The 19,638-nt window shown below is 39.9% G+C and carries 19 protein-coding genes; 4 read left to right on the top strand and 15 right to left on the bottom strand.

Features of this window, described 5'->3' with window-relative positions:
* From AC4PL9_RS13585 to AC4PL9_RS13515, 15 genes are all read right to left on the bottom strand, one after another.
* Positions 1-243, bottom strand: a 243-nt coding sequence (locus tag AC4PL9_RS13585) for a hypothetical protein (RefSeq protein ID WP_491605289.1), incomplete at its 3' end; no start/stop codon positions are given.
* A gap of 11 nt (positions 244-254) precedes the next feature.
* Complete coding sequence (locus AC4PL9_RS13580) at positions 255-3,122, bottom strand: contractile injection system tape measure protein (protein ID WP_491605288.1); 2,868 nt, start codon at positions 3,120-3,122, stop codon at positions 255-257.
* Between the two features lie 5 nt (positions 3,123-3,127).
* Positions 3,128-5,038, bottom strand: a complete 1,911-nt coding sequence (locus AC4PL9_RS13575) for a hypothetical protein (RefSeq protein ID WP_491605287.1) — start codon at positions 5,036-5,038, stop codon at positions 3,128-3,130.
* Positions 5,010-5,750 (bottom strand): hypothetical protein, encoded by a 741-nt coding sequence (locus tag AC4PL9_RS13570; RefSeq protein WP_491605286.1) that lies wholly within the window; start codon positions 5,748-5,750, stop codon positions 5,010-5,012. Before AC4PL9_RS13570 ends, AC4PL9_RS13575 begins: the two co-directional genes overlap by 29 nt.
* Position 5,751: 1 nt before the next feature.
* On the bottom strand, positions 5,752-8,805 hold the full coding sequence (locus AC4PL9_RS13565) for a baseplate J/gp47 family protein (protein WP_491605285.1): 3,054 nt from the start codon (positions 8,803-8,805) through the stop codon (positions 5,752-5,754).
* Between the two features lie 12 nt (positions 8,806-8,817).
* Positions 8,818-9,216 carry a GPW/gp25 family protein gene (locus AC4PL9_RS13560; protein ID WP_491605284.1) on the bottom strand — a complete coding sequence of 133 codons (399 nt, stop codon included), beginning with the start codon at positions 9,214-9,216 and terminating at the stop codon, positions 8,818-8,820.
* Positions 9,217-9,516 (bottom strand): PAAR domain-containing protein, encoded by a 300-nt coding sequence (locus AC4PL9_RS13555; RefSeq protein WP_343784335.1) that lies wholly within the window; start codon positions 9,514-9,516, stop codon positions 9,217-9,219.
* A 17-nt stretch (positions 9,517-9,533) separates the two neighbouring features.
* The gene (gene vgrG / locus AC4PL9_RS13550) at positions 9,534-11,366 is read right to left on the bottom strand and encodes a type VI secretion system tip protein VgrG (RefSeq protein ID WP_491605283.1); all 1,833 of its coding nucleotides are present in this window, start codon (positions 11,364-11,366) and stop codon (positions 9,534-9,536) included.
* 7 nt (positions 11,367-11,373) lie between these two features.
* Positions 11,374-12,009, bottom strand: coding sequence for a CIS tube protein (locus AC4PL9_RS13545; RefSeq protein ID WP_491605282.1), 636 nt, complete (start codon positions 12,007-12,009; stop codon positions 11,374-11,376).
* Positions 12,009-12,143 carry a hypothetical protein gene (locus AC4PL9_RS13540; RefSeq protein WP_491605281.1) on the bottom strand — a complete coding sequence of 45 codons (135 nt, stop codon included), beginning with the start codon at positions 12,141-12,143 and terminating at the stop codon, positions 12,009-12,011. The genes AC4PL9_RS13545 and AC4PL9_RS13540 overlap by 1 nt, the downstream gene beginning before the upstream one ends.
* 17 nt (positions 12,144-12,160) lie before the next feature.
* Positions 12,161-12,619, bottom strand: coding sequence for a phage tail protein (locus AC4PL9_RS13535; RefSeq protein WP_343784327.1), 459 nt, complete (start codon positions 12,617-12,619; stop codon positions 12,161-12,163).
* Between the two features lie 25 nt (positions 12,620-12,644).
* Positions 12,645-13,094: a phage tail protein gene (locus AC4PL9_RS13530; RefSeq protein WP_491605280.1), complete on the bottom strand. Its 450-nt coding sequence runs from the start codon at positions 13,092-13,094 to the stop codon at positions 12,645-12,647.
* A gap of 33 nt (positions 13,095-13,127) precedes the next feature.
* The gene (locus AC4PL9_RS13525) at positions 13,128-14,984 is read right to left on the bottom strand and encodes a phage tail sheath family protein (protein ID WP_491605279.1); all 1,857 of its coding nucleotides are present in this window, start codon (positions 14,982-14,984) and stop codon (positions 13,128-13,130) included.
* 27 nt (positions 14,985-15,011) lie between these two features.
* Positions 15,012-15,557 (bottom strand): hypothetical protein, encoded by a 546-nt coding sequence (locus tag AC4PL9_RS13520; RefSeq protein WP_491605278.1) that lies wholly within the window; start codon positions 15,555-15,557, stop codon positions 15,012-15,014.
* A 140-nt stretch (positions 15,558-15,697) separates the two neighbouring features.
* Positions 15,698-16,231: a Pvc16 family protein gene (locus tag AC4PL9_RS13515; protein ID WP_491605277.1), complete on the bottom strand. Its 534-nt coding sequence runs from the start codon at positions 16,229-16,231 to the stop codon at positions 15,698-15,700.
* A 284-nt stretch (positions 16,232-16,515) separates the two neighbouring features.
* On the opposite strand from AC4PL9_RS13515, the gene AC4PL9_RS13510 reads away from it, so the two are divergent.
* The 4 genes from AC4PL9_RS13510 (at position 16,516) to AC4PL9_RS13495 (ending at position 19,624) form a co-directional block, all read left to right on the top strand.
* Positions 16,516-17,124, top strand: a complete 609-nt coding sequence (locus AC4PL9_RS13510) for a hypothetical protein (RefSeq protein ID WP_491605276.1) — start codon at positions 16,516-16,518, stop codon at positions 17,122-17,124.
* Between the two features lie 652 nt (positions 17,125-17,776).
* Positions 17,777-18,544, top strand: a complete 768-nt coding sequence (locus tag AC4PL9_RS13505) for a sensor histidine kinase (protein WP_491605275.1) — start codon at positions 17,777-17,779, stop codon at positions 18,542-18,544.
* On the top strand, positions 18,541-19,215 hold the full coding sequence (locus tag AC4PL9_RS13500) for a response regulator transcription factor (RefSeq protein ID WP_491605274.1): 675 nt from the start codon (positions 18,541-18,543) through the stop codon (positions 19,213-19,215). The genes AC4PL9_RS13505 and AC4PL9_RS13500 overlap by 4 nt, the downstream gene beginning before the upstream one ends.
* Positions 19,216-19,333: 118 nt before the next feature.
* Positions 19,334-19,624 carry a hypothetical protein gene (locus tag AC4PL9_RS13495; protein ID WP_491605273.1) on the top strand — a complete coding sequence of 97 codons (291 nt, stop codon included), beginning with the start codon at positions 19,334-19,336 and terminating at the stop codon, positions 19,622-19,624.
* Positions 19,625-19,638 lie beyond the last annotated feature (14 nt).

Raw genomic sequence — 19,638 nt, 5'->3', positions numbered from 1 at the left:
TCCACTTTTCAGGTTGTCGGGAAGTCCTGTGTTATTTGGTTTGCGTTGAAGTGGTTTCTCTTCCGCTTTACTTTTCAATTGAGAAAGATCAAACTTCGGTTGTAACAGTTCCTCTTCTTCTACTGATTGGCGTTGCGTGATCCTATCCTTATACGCCTGTAAAACTGTTGGTAACGTACTTTGTTTTCCCGGCTGACTATTTTCCGGTTGGGACATGCTTTTGTATTGGATCGTTGTTTTCATACGCTCTCTTTTTATCTCCAACTCACTTGAATGGGTTTTTCCATCCAACTGAATTTTGTTGTTTTAAAATTCCATGGGATATTATCCAGTAAAACATCAAATGCTTTGCTTTCAACAATAAGGTCTATTTGTTCTTCCTGTTCTTCTAACCTTCCTTCCCGCTGTAAAAAACCTTCCCGCAAACCATCAATCGTTTTCACTTTACTCCAGTGTTGAACTACTCCTTGTAACATCCCGTCGGTTACCTGCATTTCTTCTTCCGTCAGTACAACTGAACGCGGAACAGGAATACCCGTTTTAAACCCTACCAGAAGTTTATTGAGTTGCAGTTCGTGTTCCGGAAAATCTGTGGTTCCAAAAACGGCATACTGCATCAGAAATAGTGCTTTTATTTTTGTCTCTCTATCTTTGAACTTTCCTTTTTCCGTTAACTCTAACCGATTGAAAAGGCGTGGAAGAAAAGGAGCCAAAAGAATCAAGCCGGCATTGTAAATAAACGATAAGGGAAGGTCTCCGGATTCTATCAGAAGGTCTTCTTCCTGCAATTCTTCCGAAGTCACATCCAATAACTGACTTTTCTTTTTCAGAGTTTCCTTTAACAGATCATCTTTCTCTGCCAGTTTCAGAATTTGTTTTTCTAATGCTTGTTGTTCCTTACTTGTTCCTTTCAGCAATAATTCTATAATTATTTTCAATGCAATGTCTACTGTACTCAAACGATCCGGATACGTCGACAAACGCAACAAAATTGTTAGTATAAACCGTTTGTCTATTTCCTGTTGAAAACACAATTTTACAATCTGTCTCAACTCTTTTTCTAATCGCAAGACGGGTTCCAGATACAATACAAAATCAGGTTGTCGGACGAGTGCATTAATCAACCTTTCAGTACGGATGTCCTGTCCGAAGTACCGGATCAACAACTGCTTTGCCTTACGCTGATTTTCATCGCTTTCTTCTCTCAGGGATTCGTCTTTATTTTTATCCGTCACCTCCGTTTGGTTCACCTTCGTTTTGTCGTACAATTCTTTCAGTACCTGCGTCAGATCAAAAGGTAGAGTGAATGCTTTATTTTGTAGTTCTGTATAAAAAAGAAGGATCAGTTCTTCTGTTTTTACGTTGTGATGCGCCGCAATTTTCCGGATTACTTTTTCAACGAAATACCGCTTATTAAACACCTGGTTTTTGGGTTCAAGTAACACACTATGGATAAACTGCCATTTAAGGGCTTTGTAATTTCCGGCTGTTTTTCCCTGTAGAACTCCTTTGTTTTCCTGCCTGTCAATTGATTTGGCATAAGAAAGAATAAAAGCACTCTCTTTCCGGTATAGCGTTATGATTAGTTGTTGGTGCTGACTTTCGGTAAAGTTACCGATCAGTTGATTTCTCTTTGTCTCGTCTTTGATAAAACGCTGTAACTGTTCACGCGCTATCTGTGGTAAGCTTTTGTTGGTAAAAAGATATTGTACGATTTCCTGAGCAGATTGTTCAAAAAATATGCTTTTTGTATTTATTACTTCTTTCTCTTTTACTTCCAGATAGATTTCCCGGAGGAGCATTATGAGCTCTTTATTCATCCCTTCTGCGACTCCCTGCTCGTACAGGTAATACAATACATCCGAATCTTTCAGATTGTAATGCGCCGCCACTTTTTGAATAACCCGCCAGACAAAATGACGCCTGTTGAATCCTGTTCCATTATTTTCTAATAATACGGGGAAAATAATTTGCCACTTCACCAGTCGGAATTCACCTCCGGCTTTCCCCTGCAACATGCCTTTATCTTTATGTTGCTCCAATTCATGTGCATAGGTTTTTACAAACTCATGTTCTTGCGGCAGTAATTCTTTTACCAATCCCAATATCTGACGTTCTTTAAGCAATTGCAGAAAGTGGTAATTATCCTCTTTTTTCAGTATCCGAATCAATTGTTCTTTCTGGTTTTGGCTCACAAACCAGGCGGATTGTTCTTTTCCTCCTATTCTGAGCAAGTCATATAACTTTTTCCAGTCCGTTACTCCGCTCTCGATCTCCTTCTGCTCATCATCCCTGAGTGTTTTCAACAGTGTCATCAATTCTACCGGGTATCCGGGTTCCAGATCCGGACGGATGAGGAGTAAATGCAACAGATCCGAATAGGTCATCCGATACCTTTGTGCCAATTGCTGAATCGTTTGTTGCAGAAATACTTTCTTGTTGAAAAAAGAACTCCGATTCGTCAATAACCAAGCATAAACAACCTGCCAAACTGTTTTGTGATAAGGTGTCTGACTGATTTGGGGAGTTTGTATTTTGCGATGCCGGGATTGTACGAAACGCACATAAGAAATAACAAAGTGACTTTCTCCGGAAGCCATTACCCTGATACCTTCTTCCAGTGCTTTATCTTCTAACTGAAATACCAATCGTTGTTGAAGCCCTGTGTAATGACCATACGTTTGCAAGAATTTCCGTAGTGTTCCGGACTCATTTTTTGCCACGGAAATAAATAATGCATTGATATCTCTGCTATCAGAAATGGTACTCCACGGAAGAGAACCATGAAGTAAAAAATGAAACAATAAAGCGGATTTTCTTTGATGAATTGGTGTCTTTCGAACTGTTTTGTGTGCATCTTCATAAAGTTGTTTCAAAAGAGCGTTTTCCAGTTGTTCTTCATACATTCGTAAGAAATGTCGGTTAAACTCACTTTCGGAAACCGATCCCAATTCCAATTCAAGAGAATCCAGTTCAATGTTATAAGAAGGGTCATCCAGTTTTGTCAATATTTTATCGGTTGACTTTTCCAGGTTGCTGATCCAAAAATGATCCCATTGTCCATAGAGAGATCGAAAAAAGGATTCGTTCTCACCTAAAAACCGGAATACTATTTTTTGCACCTGATTCATATTTCTTTTGCTGTATCTTTTACATGTGTTAAAAATGCCCGCAAGGCGGTTGCATAGGTTTTTTCATCAGAATTATTCTCCTCTGCCAACGCTTTTCTCCACCCAAAGTAGATCAGATGAAAATTCTCGTGTGCTTCCGGATGTAGGTAATACAGGGTGATTTGTAAATGTGCCGGAAGTCGCTCTCTCAACATGATCTCCGTTCGTTCTGTTCGTTCATTTTCCGAAATGACAATAGAAACCTTGCTGTTCTCTTCCGAATCTGTTCCGCCTAAAAGAATATGCTCCAACAGATAAAATGATTGCATATTCCCTTCGTTTTTTATTTTTCGGAGATATGCCAGAAAAAGATGAGTCATTTCTATCAATCTTTCTCTATCCGAAAAAAACAGACTCATATTGATACCTATCTTTTTTTCCGGGTGAAAGAAAACCAACAGATACTCATCGGATGCTTCCATAATTTTATAGTTCTCGATTTCTGTTCCGTACACCAGAAAACTTTCGAAAAGCACACCATACCAGACCAGGTTCATGTGTAGTCGCAAGATACCAAACCACCTTTCTTTGTTGTAAAGAACCTTTCTGTCAGGAACATCTGTAAAGCTTATTTCTTCCGATATGTAATCCCTGTAGGGGCTCAGGAGAAAACGATAGCGATCAAAAAAATCTTCGTCCGTCAATACCCGAACACCGTCATAGTGTACAGGACGATCCGACACTTCATCTCCGTCAATGGTTTCTATCAGGTGCTGTATAACCGGAATACTGTTGGGTTCAAATATATTAAGTGACCGGAATCGTGCTTCATTTATCTTAGGTAATGACTGTAAGAGAAGCGCTCTTTTTTTATTCAGTTCCGGAATGTTTTTCTTCCCGAACAGGGTACGTGTATCTTCTCCGTATATGACATCTAACAAATTCAGGTAGCGGAACTTCTGTGTATGGTAGAACATTTTTTCCTGAATTTCTTCAACAACCCGCTGTCTTTTAGCAGGATTTACAATCCGATCACCATCAACGATGGAAACCTCAGGTAATCGCGTTGCAGGAATTTTTTCCGAAAGGTCAAATAATTCAGAAACATTTTTTGCTTGTTGCAACTGATCAGCCATCAGTTGATCAAACATCAGGAGGTACGCTTTCAACTGTAAAACTTTGTGTACATATTCCGTGTTTTCCTGATTGGGGATCCCTCTTTCTCCTATTCCGTAATTCTCCGGAAAATCATTCTGAATAGTATGGTAATTAGCCGAAAACGGTTTTATTTTATTCTCAACGGTCTCTTCATTCGTAAATTCCGGAAACTTATAAGAAGATGTGCGTCTGTACCCTTTGTGCAGTTTTCCGTCCTGTTTATTGCGTACACAAATACTGTATATGTTTTCACCGATATTTCTGTTCTTATGGTACGTTCTTTTTACTGTACGGATAATTTCATTCTCCTCTTCCTCATCTATACCATCATATCGCGGAAAGAGGTCTATTTTATACTTTTCAATCTCTCTATCAAACCTAACCCGGCACTGATACAGGATATCAGCATGTTCTTTCAGAAACAGTTCTTCGTAGTCTTCAGTAGTAACAATACTTTTTCGCACCTTTTCTCTACCCGTTTCCGGAGATATATTAACATATATGTCCTCGCGGGCAAAAAGTCCTTTCTGGGCAAAATCTTTATCCTGATCGGATGAGAAAAGGTACGATTCAAAAGGAAATTGTAAACGGTAGTCCAGATCATACAAAGCGTAGTTCAAGTAGTCGGAAATGGTAACTCCCGGATCATGTACATTAAAGTCAGTCCATACCTTTCCACTAAGTTCCGCCAGTCGCAACCGGGTTCTTTCCTGGAGTTCACTATAATAGTTTTCGTCCTTCTTACGCTTTTTCAGATGCTGTTCGTTCATACTTATGCAGGTATGTGATGTGACAATCTATTGGCTGTGCCTGTCCGGCTTTGTATCTCAGTCGGGTTTTAATCTGTAAACGGCAAGCCTGGTTTTTTCCTTTTTTCCATCTCAATTTTAGTTTATGCCCGAAGAAACCAAAATGTGATTGAAGCCGCCGGATTCGGTTATGGCTCCCGTAACAATTGGTTGCCCATGCCATTAAAACAGCATACTCTCCCGATCCTTTTTTCCCACAAACAGAGGCCATTATTTCCATCGCGTACATTCCATACAGGTCTCCCGTAATATCATGCCATTTTCCATCTGCAACAGGTGTAAATTCGGGAGTAACAGAAGTTCCTCTTTTTATTCCTCTGATTTCAATATCTCCTAAAATTGTTGTTTTTGGAGCATTCAGCAGAATGGAAGGTTCTCTATCTCCCGTTGAATTATCATGTGCATGTTCCTGGGTTTTCCGCTCAATCAGCAGATCTTCCGCATCGTTAATTGTAAATATCCAGGATGGTGGAACTCCTGACTTTGTACACAATGACAGTAGTGTATTACTATCGTTTTTTGGCGCGAGTTTTAATCCGTCTTTTGCATCTTTCGAGTAGCCGTCATCAAGAATGTTAACTGCCGAATCAATTAAATCTCTGAACTCTTCCTGTGAAGGTCGTTTTCCATCACTAAAAAAATCTTTCAATATTTGTCTGCTTCGTATTGCCATATTATTTCTTTTTTTGGACGATAAAACTCTCCCCTATTTTCATTTCATGAATCCCGAATATATCCGGGATCGCTTCTCCCTTCCTGTAGAAAATATGATCATTGGCAGGAATAAAAACACTATGTGCCTCAGTGGGATAAATTACGGTTTCAGAATCACCTTCTCCGGGTTTTTTATACAAGAAGTCGTGTAACACGAACTTTTCTCTTTCCTTCTCAATACGAATTGCCGAAAACTCGGAAATCTCTATTTCCGAACCAAATTCTTCATGAATGGCATGGTACATTTTCTCAAGGTCAATCACATAACCAAAAGCCGGAAGCTCCCCGGTATAGCGCCAGGGAGCAATGAATTGGTTTAACCTTTCTGTGAGTTGTTTTCTTCGTTTCACTGAAAAGTATCCCACCGGTTCAATTCTGCAACGAATGATTACTTCCTCGTAAACCGGATTAATCACGTTGATTCTCTGTACATAGGATGAAGTAATTCCCCGAACGTATTTTTCAATATAAAAAAGTAAATGTGGTGGTGTCAACGGTCGTAAAGGATTACCAAAAACCCCTGTGTTTTTGGGGAGCACTACCAGATGAATCCCTTTATCTCTTTTTCCTCCCCTGTTTACAATGCATTTTACTTTGGCTACTTCGGGAAACTCCTGAAGAATAAGTCGTTCGTAATCTCTTGGAGTAACTGCTCGCCCCTTATGGGTGGTATACTCCGAAATTCTCATCAACATCTCTTCCGCATCTTCCTTTTTTCGTCCCCCGTAGAAGGGTGAAATTCCTGTAATTCCTCCCAGTTCCGGAATAAGTGTATCCTCCGAGAGTTCCCCATTCTCGCTATTGATCTCCGTCCAATCTTCCGGATTCTCTGGCAGGGACATTTCCAATCTGGCTGCATTTACGAAAACGGCCTTTAAATCCGGAAAAACTACATCTTTTACATTGTTATAACTAATTTTCAACCACAACAGTCCTCTGTCATCATACAGATGTTCGGACAGGACTTCAGGAAATTGCAACTGAATTCTTCCACTGATCAATAACGCAATTGTCTCATCTTTACAGATAAACGAAAGCGGCATTTTTTTCCAGTTTCCGGGATTACCAATATACATTCTGATCTGTTTCAGCTCCTGCCGCTGAAGGTGTAATGAATTATTACATAAGTCTTTATATTCTCTTGGAGCTACTTCGAAAAACAAATTAACTAACATCCCGGGGCGAATGTTTTCCAGTGCAAGTAAAAGACTCCGGTCTTCCTGATCGGGCACAAAAGAAATTGTCTCCTGCTGATAGTTTTTTCGGGACACCACGTTATCCAATGGAACAATGGGTTGAATCATACTCACTCCCTTTCCGGTTCCGGTCCGAATGTCAATACTATCTTCCGCTTCATAATCCAGCGTAATTCTTTTCAGTTTAGGCTGCAAAGGAGGAAGTACAGAAGGGTATTTTTGTTTCCTCCTGCTGTTTTTCATCATTTGTTCTGCAAATACACGCCGATGTACCGTCTCTCCAAACCCCATATCCGGTCGGGTAAGTGTAAAGTTCAGAAAACCGTGCCGGGATTGGAGCGAATATTCATACTCTTCCTCCTCCTGACCAATAACGGGCATTTTTTCAACATCAATAGGACCAATACAACTCCAGTTTATCAGTTTTTTACTTTCTTTTTCCGAAGAAAAAAGAGGGAACTCATATTCTCCCCTCACTTTTCTCCATTGAAAATCGGAAAGATACCTCACAGAAATTTCGAATGAATCATTCGTGATGTTTTCTCCGTACCCATCATAATACCCTTCCATTCCCAGAGGATTTTCAGGAAGCTTTTCCCAAAAGAAGTTAATGTGAAGATTTTTTGTGTCTTTCACATTCATCTCATAATTACCAATAGTAAACCATGCTCCTTTTTCTGATGCTATTCCAAAAGGAGAAAAGGGTTTTGAATTATCAATTTTACCTAATTCATTATATACCTGTATATTGCTTACAGCTTCGACTTTCGTCTTTATATGAACCTGATTCAGAAGGAACTTTTCCAGAGAGGATTGATGACTGTCAACCGCATCGTAATTAATATAAAAGTTGATTGCCGGGTAAGCGGATTCGAACTGATGTACTTCATACGTACAGGGTGCTGTAGACGGAAAAAAATCCGGTAGCCGAAAATCAACAATTAGCTTTCCTTCTTTTTCGGTTACTGTATAGGTTTTTATTTCCTCCCAGCCTTCTTCTGTGCTGATTGTAAGTTGAAAAACGGCATTAAAAGAGTTGATTTTCAGTTCTTCTTTCCATCCGGGATTCCTAGGGATAAACGTAGTTACGACTGTTCTGCTTCCCTCCCGAAGCAGTAATACCGGGGAGTTTATACGTATCCCTGATCGGCACATCCTTTTTTGTTTCGCAGTTACAACAGCATCCTGTAATTCAAGCTCTGTTAAAGAAAGGGATGTAACCGGATAAGGTTCTTCCTTGTTTTCTTTTTTTTTGTTTACCTCTAAAAGATACAATTCTTTGATCCGAATTGTGTGAACCTCCGTATCCTCTACCAGTTCATAATAAGCTGTTTTGTTATTTTCTTTATTAACCTTGAATCTCGTGTTTTTGGGAATTGTAAACGATTCTTCTCCGGAGCCGTTGAACATAACCCATACCTTATCTCCTACTGCCGGGAGTGGCTTTACTTTTAATACTTTTTGAAGATACCAGGCCGGGTACTCTTCCCAACGTGTATTGAATTTTTCCGTCGTCGCCGAAAGGTTCTCCAAAAAATTGAGCAGTACCGCCAAAGAGGGCTCCATTTCCCCCTTTTTTATTCTTTTTTCAAGGTTTTTATCTACTTTTTCTCCTATAATACGGGTCAGGAGTTGATCAAAATGTCCTTCCGGTTGTTTCCCATAATTGCTGGTAGTCGGGTGGAATTTCAGAAAAGAAGCTATCGAAACAGATTGACGTAACAGTTCTCCGAGCTTGTTATCCAACAAGTCCGGATACCGAAGCGATGAAACACGCCTCCGCCTGTTATCATTACTCAATCCGTCGTTATCCCACATTATAATTTTTATTTAGCTCTCACCCTCTCTGAAATAAAAAGGAAAGACCATATTATCCGGGCTGTTTGTAGCATTAATCAGGTATTCTATCTGTATCCACAAAATGCCGTCCTCTTCTTCTCTTATCTCTATATCAATGTTGGTTACTGTTACTCTTGGTTCCCCTTTCGTGACCGCCTGTTTTATCGTATCAATAATCAGTGTCTTTTCAGAACGGTTCATCTTAGAAAAAACCCATTGACGGATATTACACCCGTATTCGGGGCGAAAAACCCGCTCTCCTTTAGTAGTAGTAAGTAAAATCCGAAGACTTTCCTTAATATCTTCCTCTCTCTCTGACAACTTTATTCCCAGGTTATCAAAGGAGGGAGGAAACTCCCAGCCTATACCTAAAAATGCTTTGTCTTTCATTTATCCTCCTATCATTACCGTCATACAACCAAGTGCTATGGTTCCTCCATGGGCACATGTGTCTCCCATTCTTGCTGCTGGTTTACCACCAATCATTACAGTCGCCGAACCTTTTACTATACTGTCAGGAGGACCAACACAAACACACATGTCTCCCATGACTGCCGCAGGCAGTTTACCAATCAGCACTGTCGGAACTCCCGGTCCCGAAACCGGACCTCCGACATGGGGAATCGGAGGAAGACCCGGTGTTACCATCGGGCATACGTGCATATCTGTTATTCTAGCTGCCGGCTGCATTGTTTATTCTCTCTTTATTAATTAATCATGACCATCGCTCCTTTTACAACCGTTTGCCCACCTGCAGATAATTCTGCCGACGCACTCCCCTTTCCTGTAAAAGCAATGTCTGCTTTCGCTTCTATGTTGGCCCCTTTTAAGTTTACTGCTGACTTGCCTTTTATATCAACACTTGTTCCTGCATCAATGGTTACATCTGTTTTGGCCTTGAGCGTGATCCCTTTTGCTGACTCGATAACAATTCCGCTATCTGTCATTTCAATTTTGTTACTATTCTGATCCGTTAGCTTTATACTTTTACCATCATCACTGATTTCAATGCTATTCTTTCCCGGAGTGACAAGTGTTATGCTCTTTTTCTCTTCCTCAAACTCCAGTTTCATCTGCGATTTGGTTACGATACTCCGAATATTGTTTTTCTGGTCCGGTGTATTTGCAGGGGGAAGTTTACTACTATACATACTTCCCAAAATCACAGGCTTATTGGGGTCATCATCTAAAAAACCCAGAATCACCTCATCTCCGACATCTGGCAAAAAGAACGCGCCGTATTGATCACTTGCCCAGAAAGTACTCAGTCTTGCCCAGACTTTGTTCGGATCTTCACTCTCAAACAGGGGAACCTCAACCTGAATGTTGTATTCTTTTAACGGATCTTTATCGATCTGTACTACTTTCCCTATTTGTAACCCCTTTATAGCAGAGGTTTTGTCCTGTTTGTTTTTCTCTTTTCCGGAGCTGCCTGTTACCGATGAACCATCATCCGGATATCCCATACAAGCGGTAGTCAGCCATCCACCGTCTTTCATTTCGTGCTCTACCGCTCCACAATAGGCTGTTCCATCAAAATGTCTGCCCACTTTCTCGACTTCAACAACCGAACCAACCGTTATTTTTGCTGTTCCTTTGCATACAACATCACCCTGTATCCTTTTCAGATTTGTTTCCTGTAGTTTTGCTTCTGCCCACTTTTTCAGGCTTGCATCATCCGTATATTCACTGGTCTGAAGGGTCAGCTCCTGATCTCCCATTTCTTTGGCCAGATCTGAAGGTGATAAATCTCCCTGATCATTTTCCGAAGCTTTGTCAGCAACTACCCGCATGAGTTTTTGCTCCTTACTGTTCCAGGCCAATACCTGAACCTTGGAAAGCTGTTGGGAGGCCTGCATTTTTCCTTTGATACTAACAATGTTATCCCCGAAAGTAAACTTGAAAACCGGACTTCCGGAAAGTACCGGTTTGTCTATCGTCATTTTCTTTCCTTCGGTGATGATGCACAGACCATTAGCTGTAATCCGTTCAATAAGAAAATCCCAATCAGTAGTATTATATTGGGTAATTTCATTGTGTTTGGTATCTGCTCCTGTCACCGACCCTTCGATTGGGCTGTAGTTTCCGATAATCGTATTCGCGATTTTTTTATCATCAACTTCTGTAAATACATTGGTTTTCGACACAAGAGTAGACAGGTACATATAGTCCCTGCATTCCACTTTCAGCATTGCATCTTCCTGTTGATCAATCTCCAGATTCTGTGAGATAATGATCCCCTCAAAGACCGCTTCTTCACTGGTTGTACTCATATAACCGGCTTCGATACGAATAGAATTACCTGGCGTAAACTCTTTGCTTTCGCTATCCGAACTCTCTTCTGCCTCGATCTCACTCCAGGCCTTAAAATTCAGCTCTGCTTTACCAATTTTATTTACCTCTTTCCGTACCCAGGCTGAAATCAACCCATATTTGGTATCCAGCTCTTTACCGTTGATGTATATTTTTATAGAAAGAGCACCTTCTTCCGGTTGATCATCGTAAACTGACAGGGCCGTATAGCTTGTACTCTCTTCCATAAGTTATTTATTTACGTGATACCGGAGGAAACTGTACGGTAGTCCCCGGTGGGGTATTGCGAATACTATCCATATCGTTCTGAGCAGCTACTTCTACACAATACGATGCATCTCCGTATATTTTAGCACAGCTCGCTGCTAATGTATCCCCTGACTGGAAAGTAACCACATTAGCTGTTTGAGAGACTGATCCTTTAAAAGAGCTTTCTTTGAAATATCCCACAAACGAAAGAGATATCTTTACTCTTAGAGGAGTCCCGTCCGGGGCAAAAAGCGTGTAATCAATGTCTATTGATTCAGCTCGTCCATGAAAGATAATAGTTCCCCAAACCAGTATAACATAACCCGGCTCTCCCAAATCTTTCTTCTTTTTGTATATCGCTTCCTCCATTTGATCTATTCGTTCCTGAATAGACATTTTGTTATCGGGCACGACACCTGTATCATCCATGTATATGTCAAAAGAGAGTGAAGATGGCTCATGATGTTTGTAGCGGGCAAGATGCTCCTCCCTTCCCATCGCCTGAATTTTTTCATAGGAAATTTTCTTACCTATTTTTACAGACGCCGGGTTAATCTGGGTAACAAATTCAGCATTTTGTCCACCATCATATGCATTTACTATCTTTATCTTATCTGCCATTATCGCTCATATTTTCTCAGGTGCTCTCTACGCAGGTATTCTTTCACCTCACGCATTACTTCCCTTTTAATAAGCACAAGCTGATCATTCTGAACCGAAGTGGTTTCCGGTTGCTTTTGAACGGTTGTTTTCACTTGTATTTCTTTTATGACTATTGGCATGGCACACGTTCAATTGTTGTATATGTAAACTCCAGTGTCTCAATCAGTATGTTGTTCTTTTCCGAGTCCAACGGTTCTGTTTCCCATTTTACGGGGTAAGCATTGTGACAATTCCAGGAGTACAACGGTTTCCCGTCTTTTTGCAGTAAATTAATTGTAATAGAAACTGTAGAAACAGGGAAAGTCAGACTGCCGTTAAAGAACGTGGACAACCACTTTACGTCATCCTGATTCAACGGTTTCAGTGCCCGTTTCAGAACCAGGTTTCCATGCTTTACCTGCTTGGGAACAACATACGAATAATCGTTGTTTCCTCCTTCTGTAATGGTTTCTGTTTCCAACTCTGTTGTCAAACCAGAAACCTCTTTAAAGGAGAATTCTGTTCCCTGCATCAGCACCTGGAAATAAAACGCAACGGGGAGTTCCCAATCCTTTGCTTTAGCAGCCATTCTTTCCTGTTACTGTTATCTATTATCAGCCATTTTCAATTGTGAGCCCTTCGTGAGCTACTTCAATTGTTTCAACTGCCACTTCATTTCCGTCAGACTTCATGTCTGTACCGGTAATCTTCGTTGGCCAGGCATTATTCAATGTCCAGACCATTGTCGGGTTTCCTTCTTCATCCAGCAAACTGATTACCACTGTTTTTCTTTCTATGGTATTCATCTTGATCTGGCTGAACCAGTCCCAAAAAGCGTTGTCTTTAACGAAAACACCTTTTTTCAGTGTCACATTTCCGGTTTTCTTAATTCCGGGCATTTTGATCGTAGAAAACTCTTTGCTGTTTCCATGTCTGTATTCTATGATCTGTGCTTCGATATCCAACCCGGATACTTCCTGAAAAGCGACTTCCGCATCTCCAAGTTTTACCTGAAAGTAAAACTTGGGTAAGGGCCATACATTATCCTGTGCTTCTCCTGCCATAATTCAATGATTTATAATTAGTAATTTGTAGTGTTAGCTTTTTTGCATCTGCTGCTGGAATGTAATCTCAATAAATTCAGCCGGACGTACTACAGCAACAAGGATCGTTATGCGCATGATTCCTTCCAGGATATCTTCCGGAGTCATGGTTTCTCCCAATCCGATATGAACACTGAACGCATCATCCGGGCTGGCTCCTGCCAATCCTCCCCGTTTCCAGACTCCGTTCAGGAAATTGCTTATCATACTTCGTACACTCACCCATGTATTTGCTGTATTCGGCTCAAAAACAAAAGCTTTTGTTGCGTTTTTAATAGACTCCTCAAGCATAATCATCGTTCTTCGTACGTTCACGTACCGCCAATCGAGGGAGTTTCCGTCCAGGGTTCTTGCACCCCAGACTTTAACTCCTTCGCCCACAAAATAGCGGATAGCATTAACTGCTTTCCCATTTAGTGGAACATTTAAATCCTCCTGGTCTGTGTGTGAAATATTCACGGTAGGGCTGGTCACGTTGGAGAGACTTATGTTTGCAGGTGCTTTCCACACTTCTTTCGTACTATCCACGAGTGTGTAAATTCCTGCCATGGCTGAAGCAGGTGGTAAGAGGTTAAGTTGTTGAAGCATTGCCTTTACAATTGCAGCGTAGATCGGGCTTTGTTTCGAAAACACCTTGTGCAGGGTGCGTTCTTCATTGGGGTCGACTTGTTTTTCGTTTTTAGTTGCGGCAATAACTTCTTCTAGTTGTGATATATAGGTTGTAAGATATAAGGAGTGTACTCCTAATAAAAGTTTCAAGTTGTCCCAGCTTTCCAACATGTTTTTGTAGCTCACTTCGTTGTCTGCTACAATTGATGTATTCAGCCAGGGATAGTATGCAGCTCCGAAATCAAGAAACTCAGTACCAATTGCCTCGCGGAAATTCGTTACTACATCTCCGGACTCATCACTTCGGTCTTTGTATCCACCGTATACATCCAATAGAGCTACCCTGTTTTTCATATCTGCTCCACAGTGTTTTAATACTGTTGTCTGGATGTCGTAACATTCCTGAGCCTCTTTTAGATAAGTGGCTTCCGGAACCAATACTATTGTCGGCTCCTGTTCTTTTAATAAAAGAGCCACTCCTTTTTCCAGTTTGTCCTTTTCCAGATCTTCCTCGTAGTTACCGACAGAAACGATATAGCAAGGACCACCTCCGTTTGCAAAAAAGAAACGCAAGTGATAGTATAGGTTGTAATCATCTTTTCGTGCAAGGTCATAGTATAGAGCAGGAATAGTTGCACTATTCACTTTTACTATTAATTCTCCGATTGCATTGTCTACAGCAACTATCGTTTCGGTGGTAACTTCGTCTCCGATCTGACCAATAATTTCACCAATTCCCTTAACGATTTCATTATCGTCACCGTAGGCTTCTGTCATGCTCTCCTGAAAATCGGTTACGATTCCTTTCAGTGCCTCTACTGATTTGGTGACCTTTTCCTTTGCTGCATTGATAAGCGGTTCATATTTATCCGCGTTTTCCGAATCTTTTTCAGATGCAGCTGTAATTTTTTCTAATTCGGTAACTGCTTTCCGAACCGCAGGAACCAATCCTTTACTATAAGAAAGTGCTGATTTAACAGTATCCTTATCAATAAGTAAGTCCGAGCTTCCTTCTTCCAGTTTGGAAAGTTCGAAGTTTGGTGTTGGCGCTCCACCATAATAATACTCATACTCGGCAAGAGAGCTGATTCTCCAGGGAGTGTTTTTGAGTGTTTTATTGCCATTCTTCGCGAATTTTGTATATCCGATAAAAGCCGGGACAGCAGTAGCAACTTCGACAACGGAATTGGGGAAAGCGTTTTTTTCAACAACATATACCCCGGGGGTTTTCATTGCACACATAACATGTTGATTTTTAATTATAATTTATTAAACCGTATAATAGGCTGTAATTGCTTTTTTGGGATTGTATATGGATGCACTTTGCGGTCTGGGCCTTAGTACATTGCTCAATACAACACGCTCTCCGAATTTTGACTTCTCAATCATTCGTAAATTAAATGCGCTTTTCTCCGTTAGTTTTACTTTGTCTTTACTTAGAAACTGTAACACTTTTTCTCCGTTTTCCCATAAAATAATCTGGGGACTATCAAACTCTACCATTCTTCTGGCATCTATTAGCGTGAAGTCTTTACTCAGGCTATTCTTTGTGGGAAAAACGATATATTCGAAATATTTTGAAAGAGAACTAATACTAACCGTCACTTCTTTTCGCTCTACAGCAATGTCAATTCTTCGGGGAATCCCTACTGCTTCTTCTACAACTTTGCATCCCTGGTCAGTAGATGAAACCTGCTCCGAAACAAAATAAAATGTGTTGTTAAGTGGCTTGATCGCAAAACTCAAAAACTCGTTGTCTTCCTTAAAAAATTCACTGGTTTTTGTGGAACTATACAAATTCCAGGAGTTATTCATTCTTTTGAGCTGGATGTTATACTTTCTTAAATACATCGCCGTCTGATCCTCAGGAATCAATTCGACCGGTATAATTGAATCTCCATAGTATTCATGTTTTACATGAACTGACAAAATGCAACTATATTGATCAAAAGAACTCATACATTAACCTCCCTTCTGTTTATTGAAGAATCAATTTGTGTAATGGTATTGCTATCGATGGTAATGGTTCTGACCTTACAGATTACAGATGGGTGATAAGATCCTCCGGAAATACTCCAGACATTGGATAGTTCCTGTAGTGTCAGGTTTACTGGTTCCAGCGTGAAATGTGTCCCCGACTGTTCAAAAAACAAAATTTGGTTTTCCTGAAGAACTTTCAATGCATGCGTAATTAGCTGTAGCGCTTCCTCGTATTGCTTCTGCGGAAAAACTGCCGAAACGAGGATATATAGATTCATATTCCACGGAGGATTGCCTTTGCTACTGAATTTATCCGAAACATTTTTCTTTGTAAATGCAATCCCGGCAGAAGTATCCCGCTCCATACTGAGGAGTGAAACCGTTATAGCTCCGTCAGTAACATTATCTTCAATCGGCTGAATCTTAACGATATCCCTGCTAAGATTAAAGTCCCGCTTAATCGTATCATTAAGAATTTCCGAAATATGACTTACTACTGCTGCAATCATTACAAAAAGGATTAAAACACCTAAATCTTGTGTTATACAAATCTCCTCTATACTCTTTAATTGACTACAGGTAAAAACCCCTGTTTTTATAAATCAGGGGTTTCCTGCTATGCAGTTTTGTAGAGTAAATCAATGTCCGGATATCCGAAAATTTCTCTTTTTCCTTTTCCGTTTATACTTTATGTAGGTAAAAACCTTTGGCAAACATTGATTATTCTTTGTTTTTGCGTTTAAAATCTTATTTTTGGATAACTGCAATTTTTACGGAGTAAAACAAATGAACTATGAAACTAAACAGCTTTTCGGAAATAACCGATTGTATTCAGTACTGGAAATCTATCAGAAATGAACCGGAAAAGGTTCTTAGCTACCTCGATCAGGGAAATGCTTTTTATTTCATTCCTCAGGGAGAAAAAATAACCTCTAACTTTCATGTTTACCCTGGAGTTTGTCCCAAAACAGACACTATGTATATGTTTCTTATCCCTGCAGAAGACGATAAGAAAAGTAGTGATGAAGCTTTATTTAAAGCTATCATACAAAGCGTAGTAATTAAAACCGTTGGGGGAACACCAGAGATCAGTGAGCTGGATGCCAAAAAAAGAATCAGTAACTGGAATACAAATTATAAGCAATGGGTTCCTGAGCAAACGAAAACACCGGATGGTTTATTTCTTGCTTTTAACCTTCCTTCTTCTTACATGAAGGCGTCATGTAAATACGTTACTTACTTTGCTCTGAGATTATCCAATGAAGAAATAACCGGTTATCGGGCAGATCTTGTTACGGTTGATCACGAGGAAGAAAAGGCCCGCTTTTTTGATACCGTGCGTCCGGTACCTCCTTTTGATTCGGAATACCCGGAAGCCAGCTTCTATTTGTTAAGCTGTTAATTCGGTAGATATCGGTAATCAACAACGGAATCATGACCTTTTTCAGGTTTTTGAGCATATCGACTTTGTCAGTGCCTATTTTGCTGCTTTTGGGCATCATAATAGGCACGTACTTTTATAAATTTACGGAGACACGATATCGCTTCCTGCTCGTTTATCTGGCTATTTGTTTTGGTACGGATGTCCTCAGCCGGATAGTTGGCGAAATTTACGGGAATAACTTGTTGTTCATCCTGATTTTCAGTCTACTTGAGTTGGTTTTTTTCACTGCCTTTTACCAGGTTTGCCTGTTCAGGCGAAAAGAAAAAAAGTATATCTTCCTGACCTCAGCAGCTCTTGTATTTATCGTGATAGAGTTATATCTCGCAGGAACCAGCAGTCCTGAAAGGTTTCAACCTTATTCAAAGGTTATTGGTTCTTTTCTTATACTACTTATGGCTATCAGCTACTTGTTTGAGGGCATCGGAAAAAAGCAACCTGATTACTCGGATATGAAGCTCAATTCAGTGTTTATTATTTATTTTTCCCTGAATCTGATTTTCTTCCTCCCACTCAACTTTTTAATCAATGTACCTTCTTCGGTAAAGTTTTACTTCTGGTGCTTTAATCTGATTCTGACGATTTCGTTTTACGTTTTTTTAATTAGAGAGATATGGAAAAATGGCTCGACCCGAAAACAATTGCAATTTGGATCATAATTGCTGCTGTAATGGTATCTCTGCTTACGGTTTCTATCGTAAAACTGGTTTATATTAATGTCAAAAGACAGGTTGAAAGTAAATTGAAGGAATCCCGGCTGCAACTCGAATATCAGAAAAAGCTCATGGAAACAAGTGTTGTTGTTCAGGAAAGAGAACGGGCACGGGTAGCTGCAGATTTGCATGATTCTTTGATCGGAAAGCTGACCATACTTCGGTTAAAAAACCAGATGGAATACAACTTTGATGAAACAGACCGGTTGTTAGAGGAGAGTATTAATGAAGCACGGAGAGTTTCTCATGACCTAAGTCCCCCGATGCTGGATGATATTGAGCTTTGGGACCTGATAGAAAATATGGTGGAAGCCTGGAAAAAGCATCTTTTCATTCTTTTTCACAAAGACATTCGCACAGCTACCCCCCAACCCAATGATGTTAAACTTCAGGTAACTAGAATCTTACAGGAATTAATTGTTAACTGTAACAAACACGCTGAAGCAACTGAAGTTTTTATCGGGATCCGGATCACTGATAACTATATTTGTATGGTAGTACGCGATAACGGCAAGGGTTTCGATGTAGAAGCCATGTCACAGGGACTGGGAATGAAAAATATAGAATTACGTGTCCTTTATTTAAAAGGAGTTTACAAGATTAAATCGGGGAAAAAAGGAACTACATCCGTTTTTGTTTTTGACCTAAAAAATAGAACTAAGTCATGAAAGAAATTTCAATTGCCATTACAGACGATGATGAACTTGTAGCAAAACTACTGGAAGAATTTCTTAATAAATGTAACGGGTTTAATGTGATCTTCACCGCTTGCAACGGGAGGGATTTGATTGAAAAGCTTGAAGCAGAATCAGCCATTTTACCAGAGATATTATTGCTGGATTTGAAAATGAAGGAAATGAATGGTGTGGATACCATTCAACACCTGAAAGAGCATTTTCCTTCTATACGGATCATTGTTATTTCTTCTTATTACCAAAATTCTTCACTTGGGTTTCTTTTCAAAAGCGGAGCTTCTGCTTTTGTTCCAAAAGGAATATCTCCGGTTCATTTGCAGGAAATCATTAGTACGGTGCATCAGCAAGGCATCTACTTTACACAAGAACAGGTAGATAAGCTTCGTTACCAGATTTCTTCCAAAACACCGAAACCGCTGTTGGTTGAAGGATCCGAACTCTCTAAACGGGAAATTGAGATCCTGAAGCTCATTTGTATGCAGAAAACAGCAAAAGAGATTGGTGATGCCCTTTTCATTACTGCCAAAACAGTCGAGGGACACAAGAATAATCTTTTTACCAAAACCGGGGCGAAAAATGTTGCCGGTCTGGTAATTTATGCGATTCAAAATAATATTCTGGATTTAGACGATTTTCCGGTTTAACCCAAAATTGATCAAAAAGTAGCTGTTTTTGATGAAAAAATATTAAAAAACGCTAAATAAATGGGTTCAACCCCTCTTTTTTTTGTAGTTTGTTAGTGAATCTTAAAAAGAAATAATTATGAAAAAGCTAGTAATGAGTTTGATGTTGGGATCTGTTGTTTTGTTGGGATTTACTGCTTGCAATGGAAATGAAAAAGATACATCAAGAGAAGAGAACCGGGAAATGATCCGTGAAGGTGTCGAAAAAGAAGTAGAAGCAACAAAAGAGGATCTTAAAGAAGGCTGGGAGGAAACCAAAGAATCTGTTGAAGAGGGATGGGAAAAGACCAAAGAAGAAACGAAAGAGGCCATTGACACTACAAAAGAAAAACTGAAAAAAACAAAAGAAGTGTGGGAAGAGAAAGAGTAAATCTTTTCTTTTTA

The organism is Wandonia sp. (assembly GCF_984588085.1).
The sequence above is the reverse complement of the archived record's forward strand: the minus strand, read 5'-3'. Positions and strand labels throughout refer to the sequence as shown.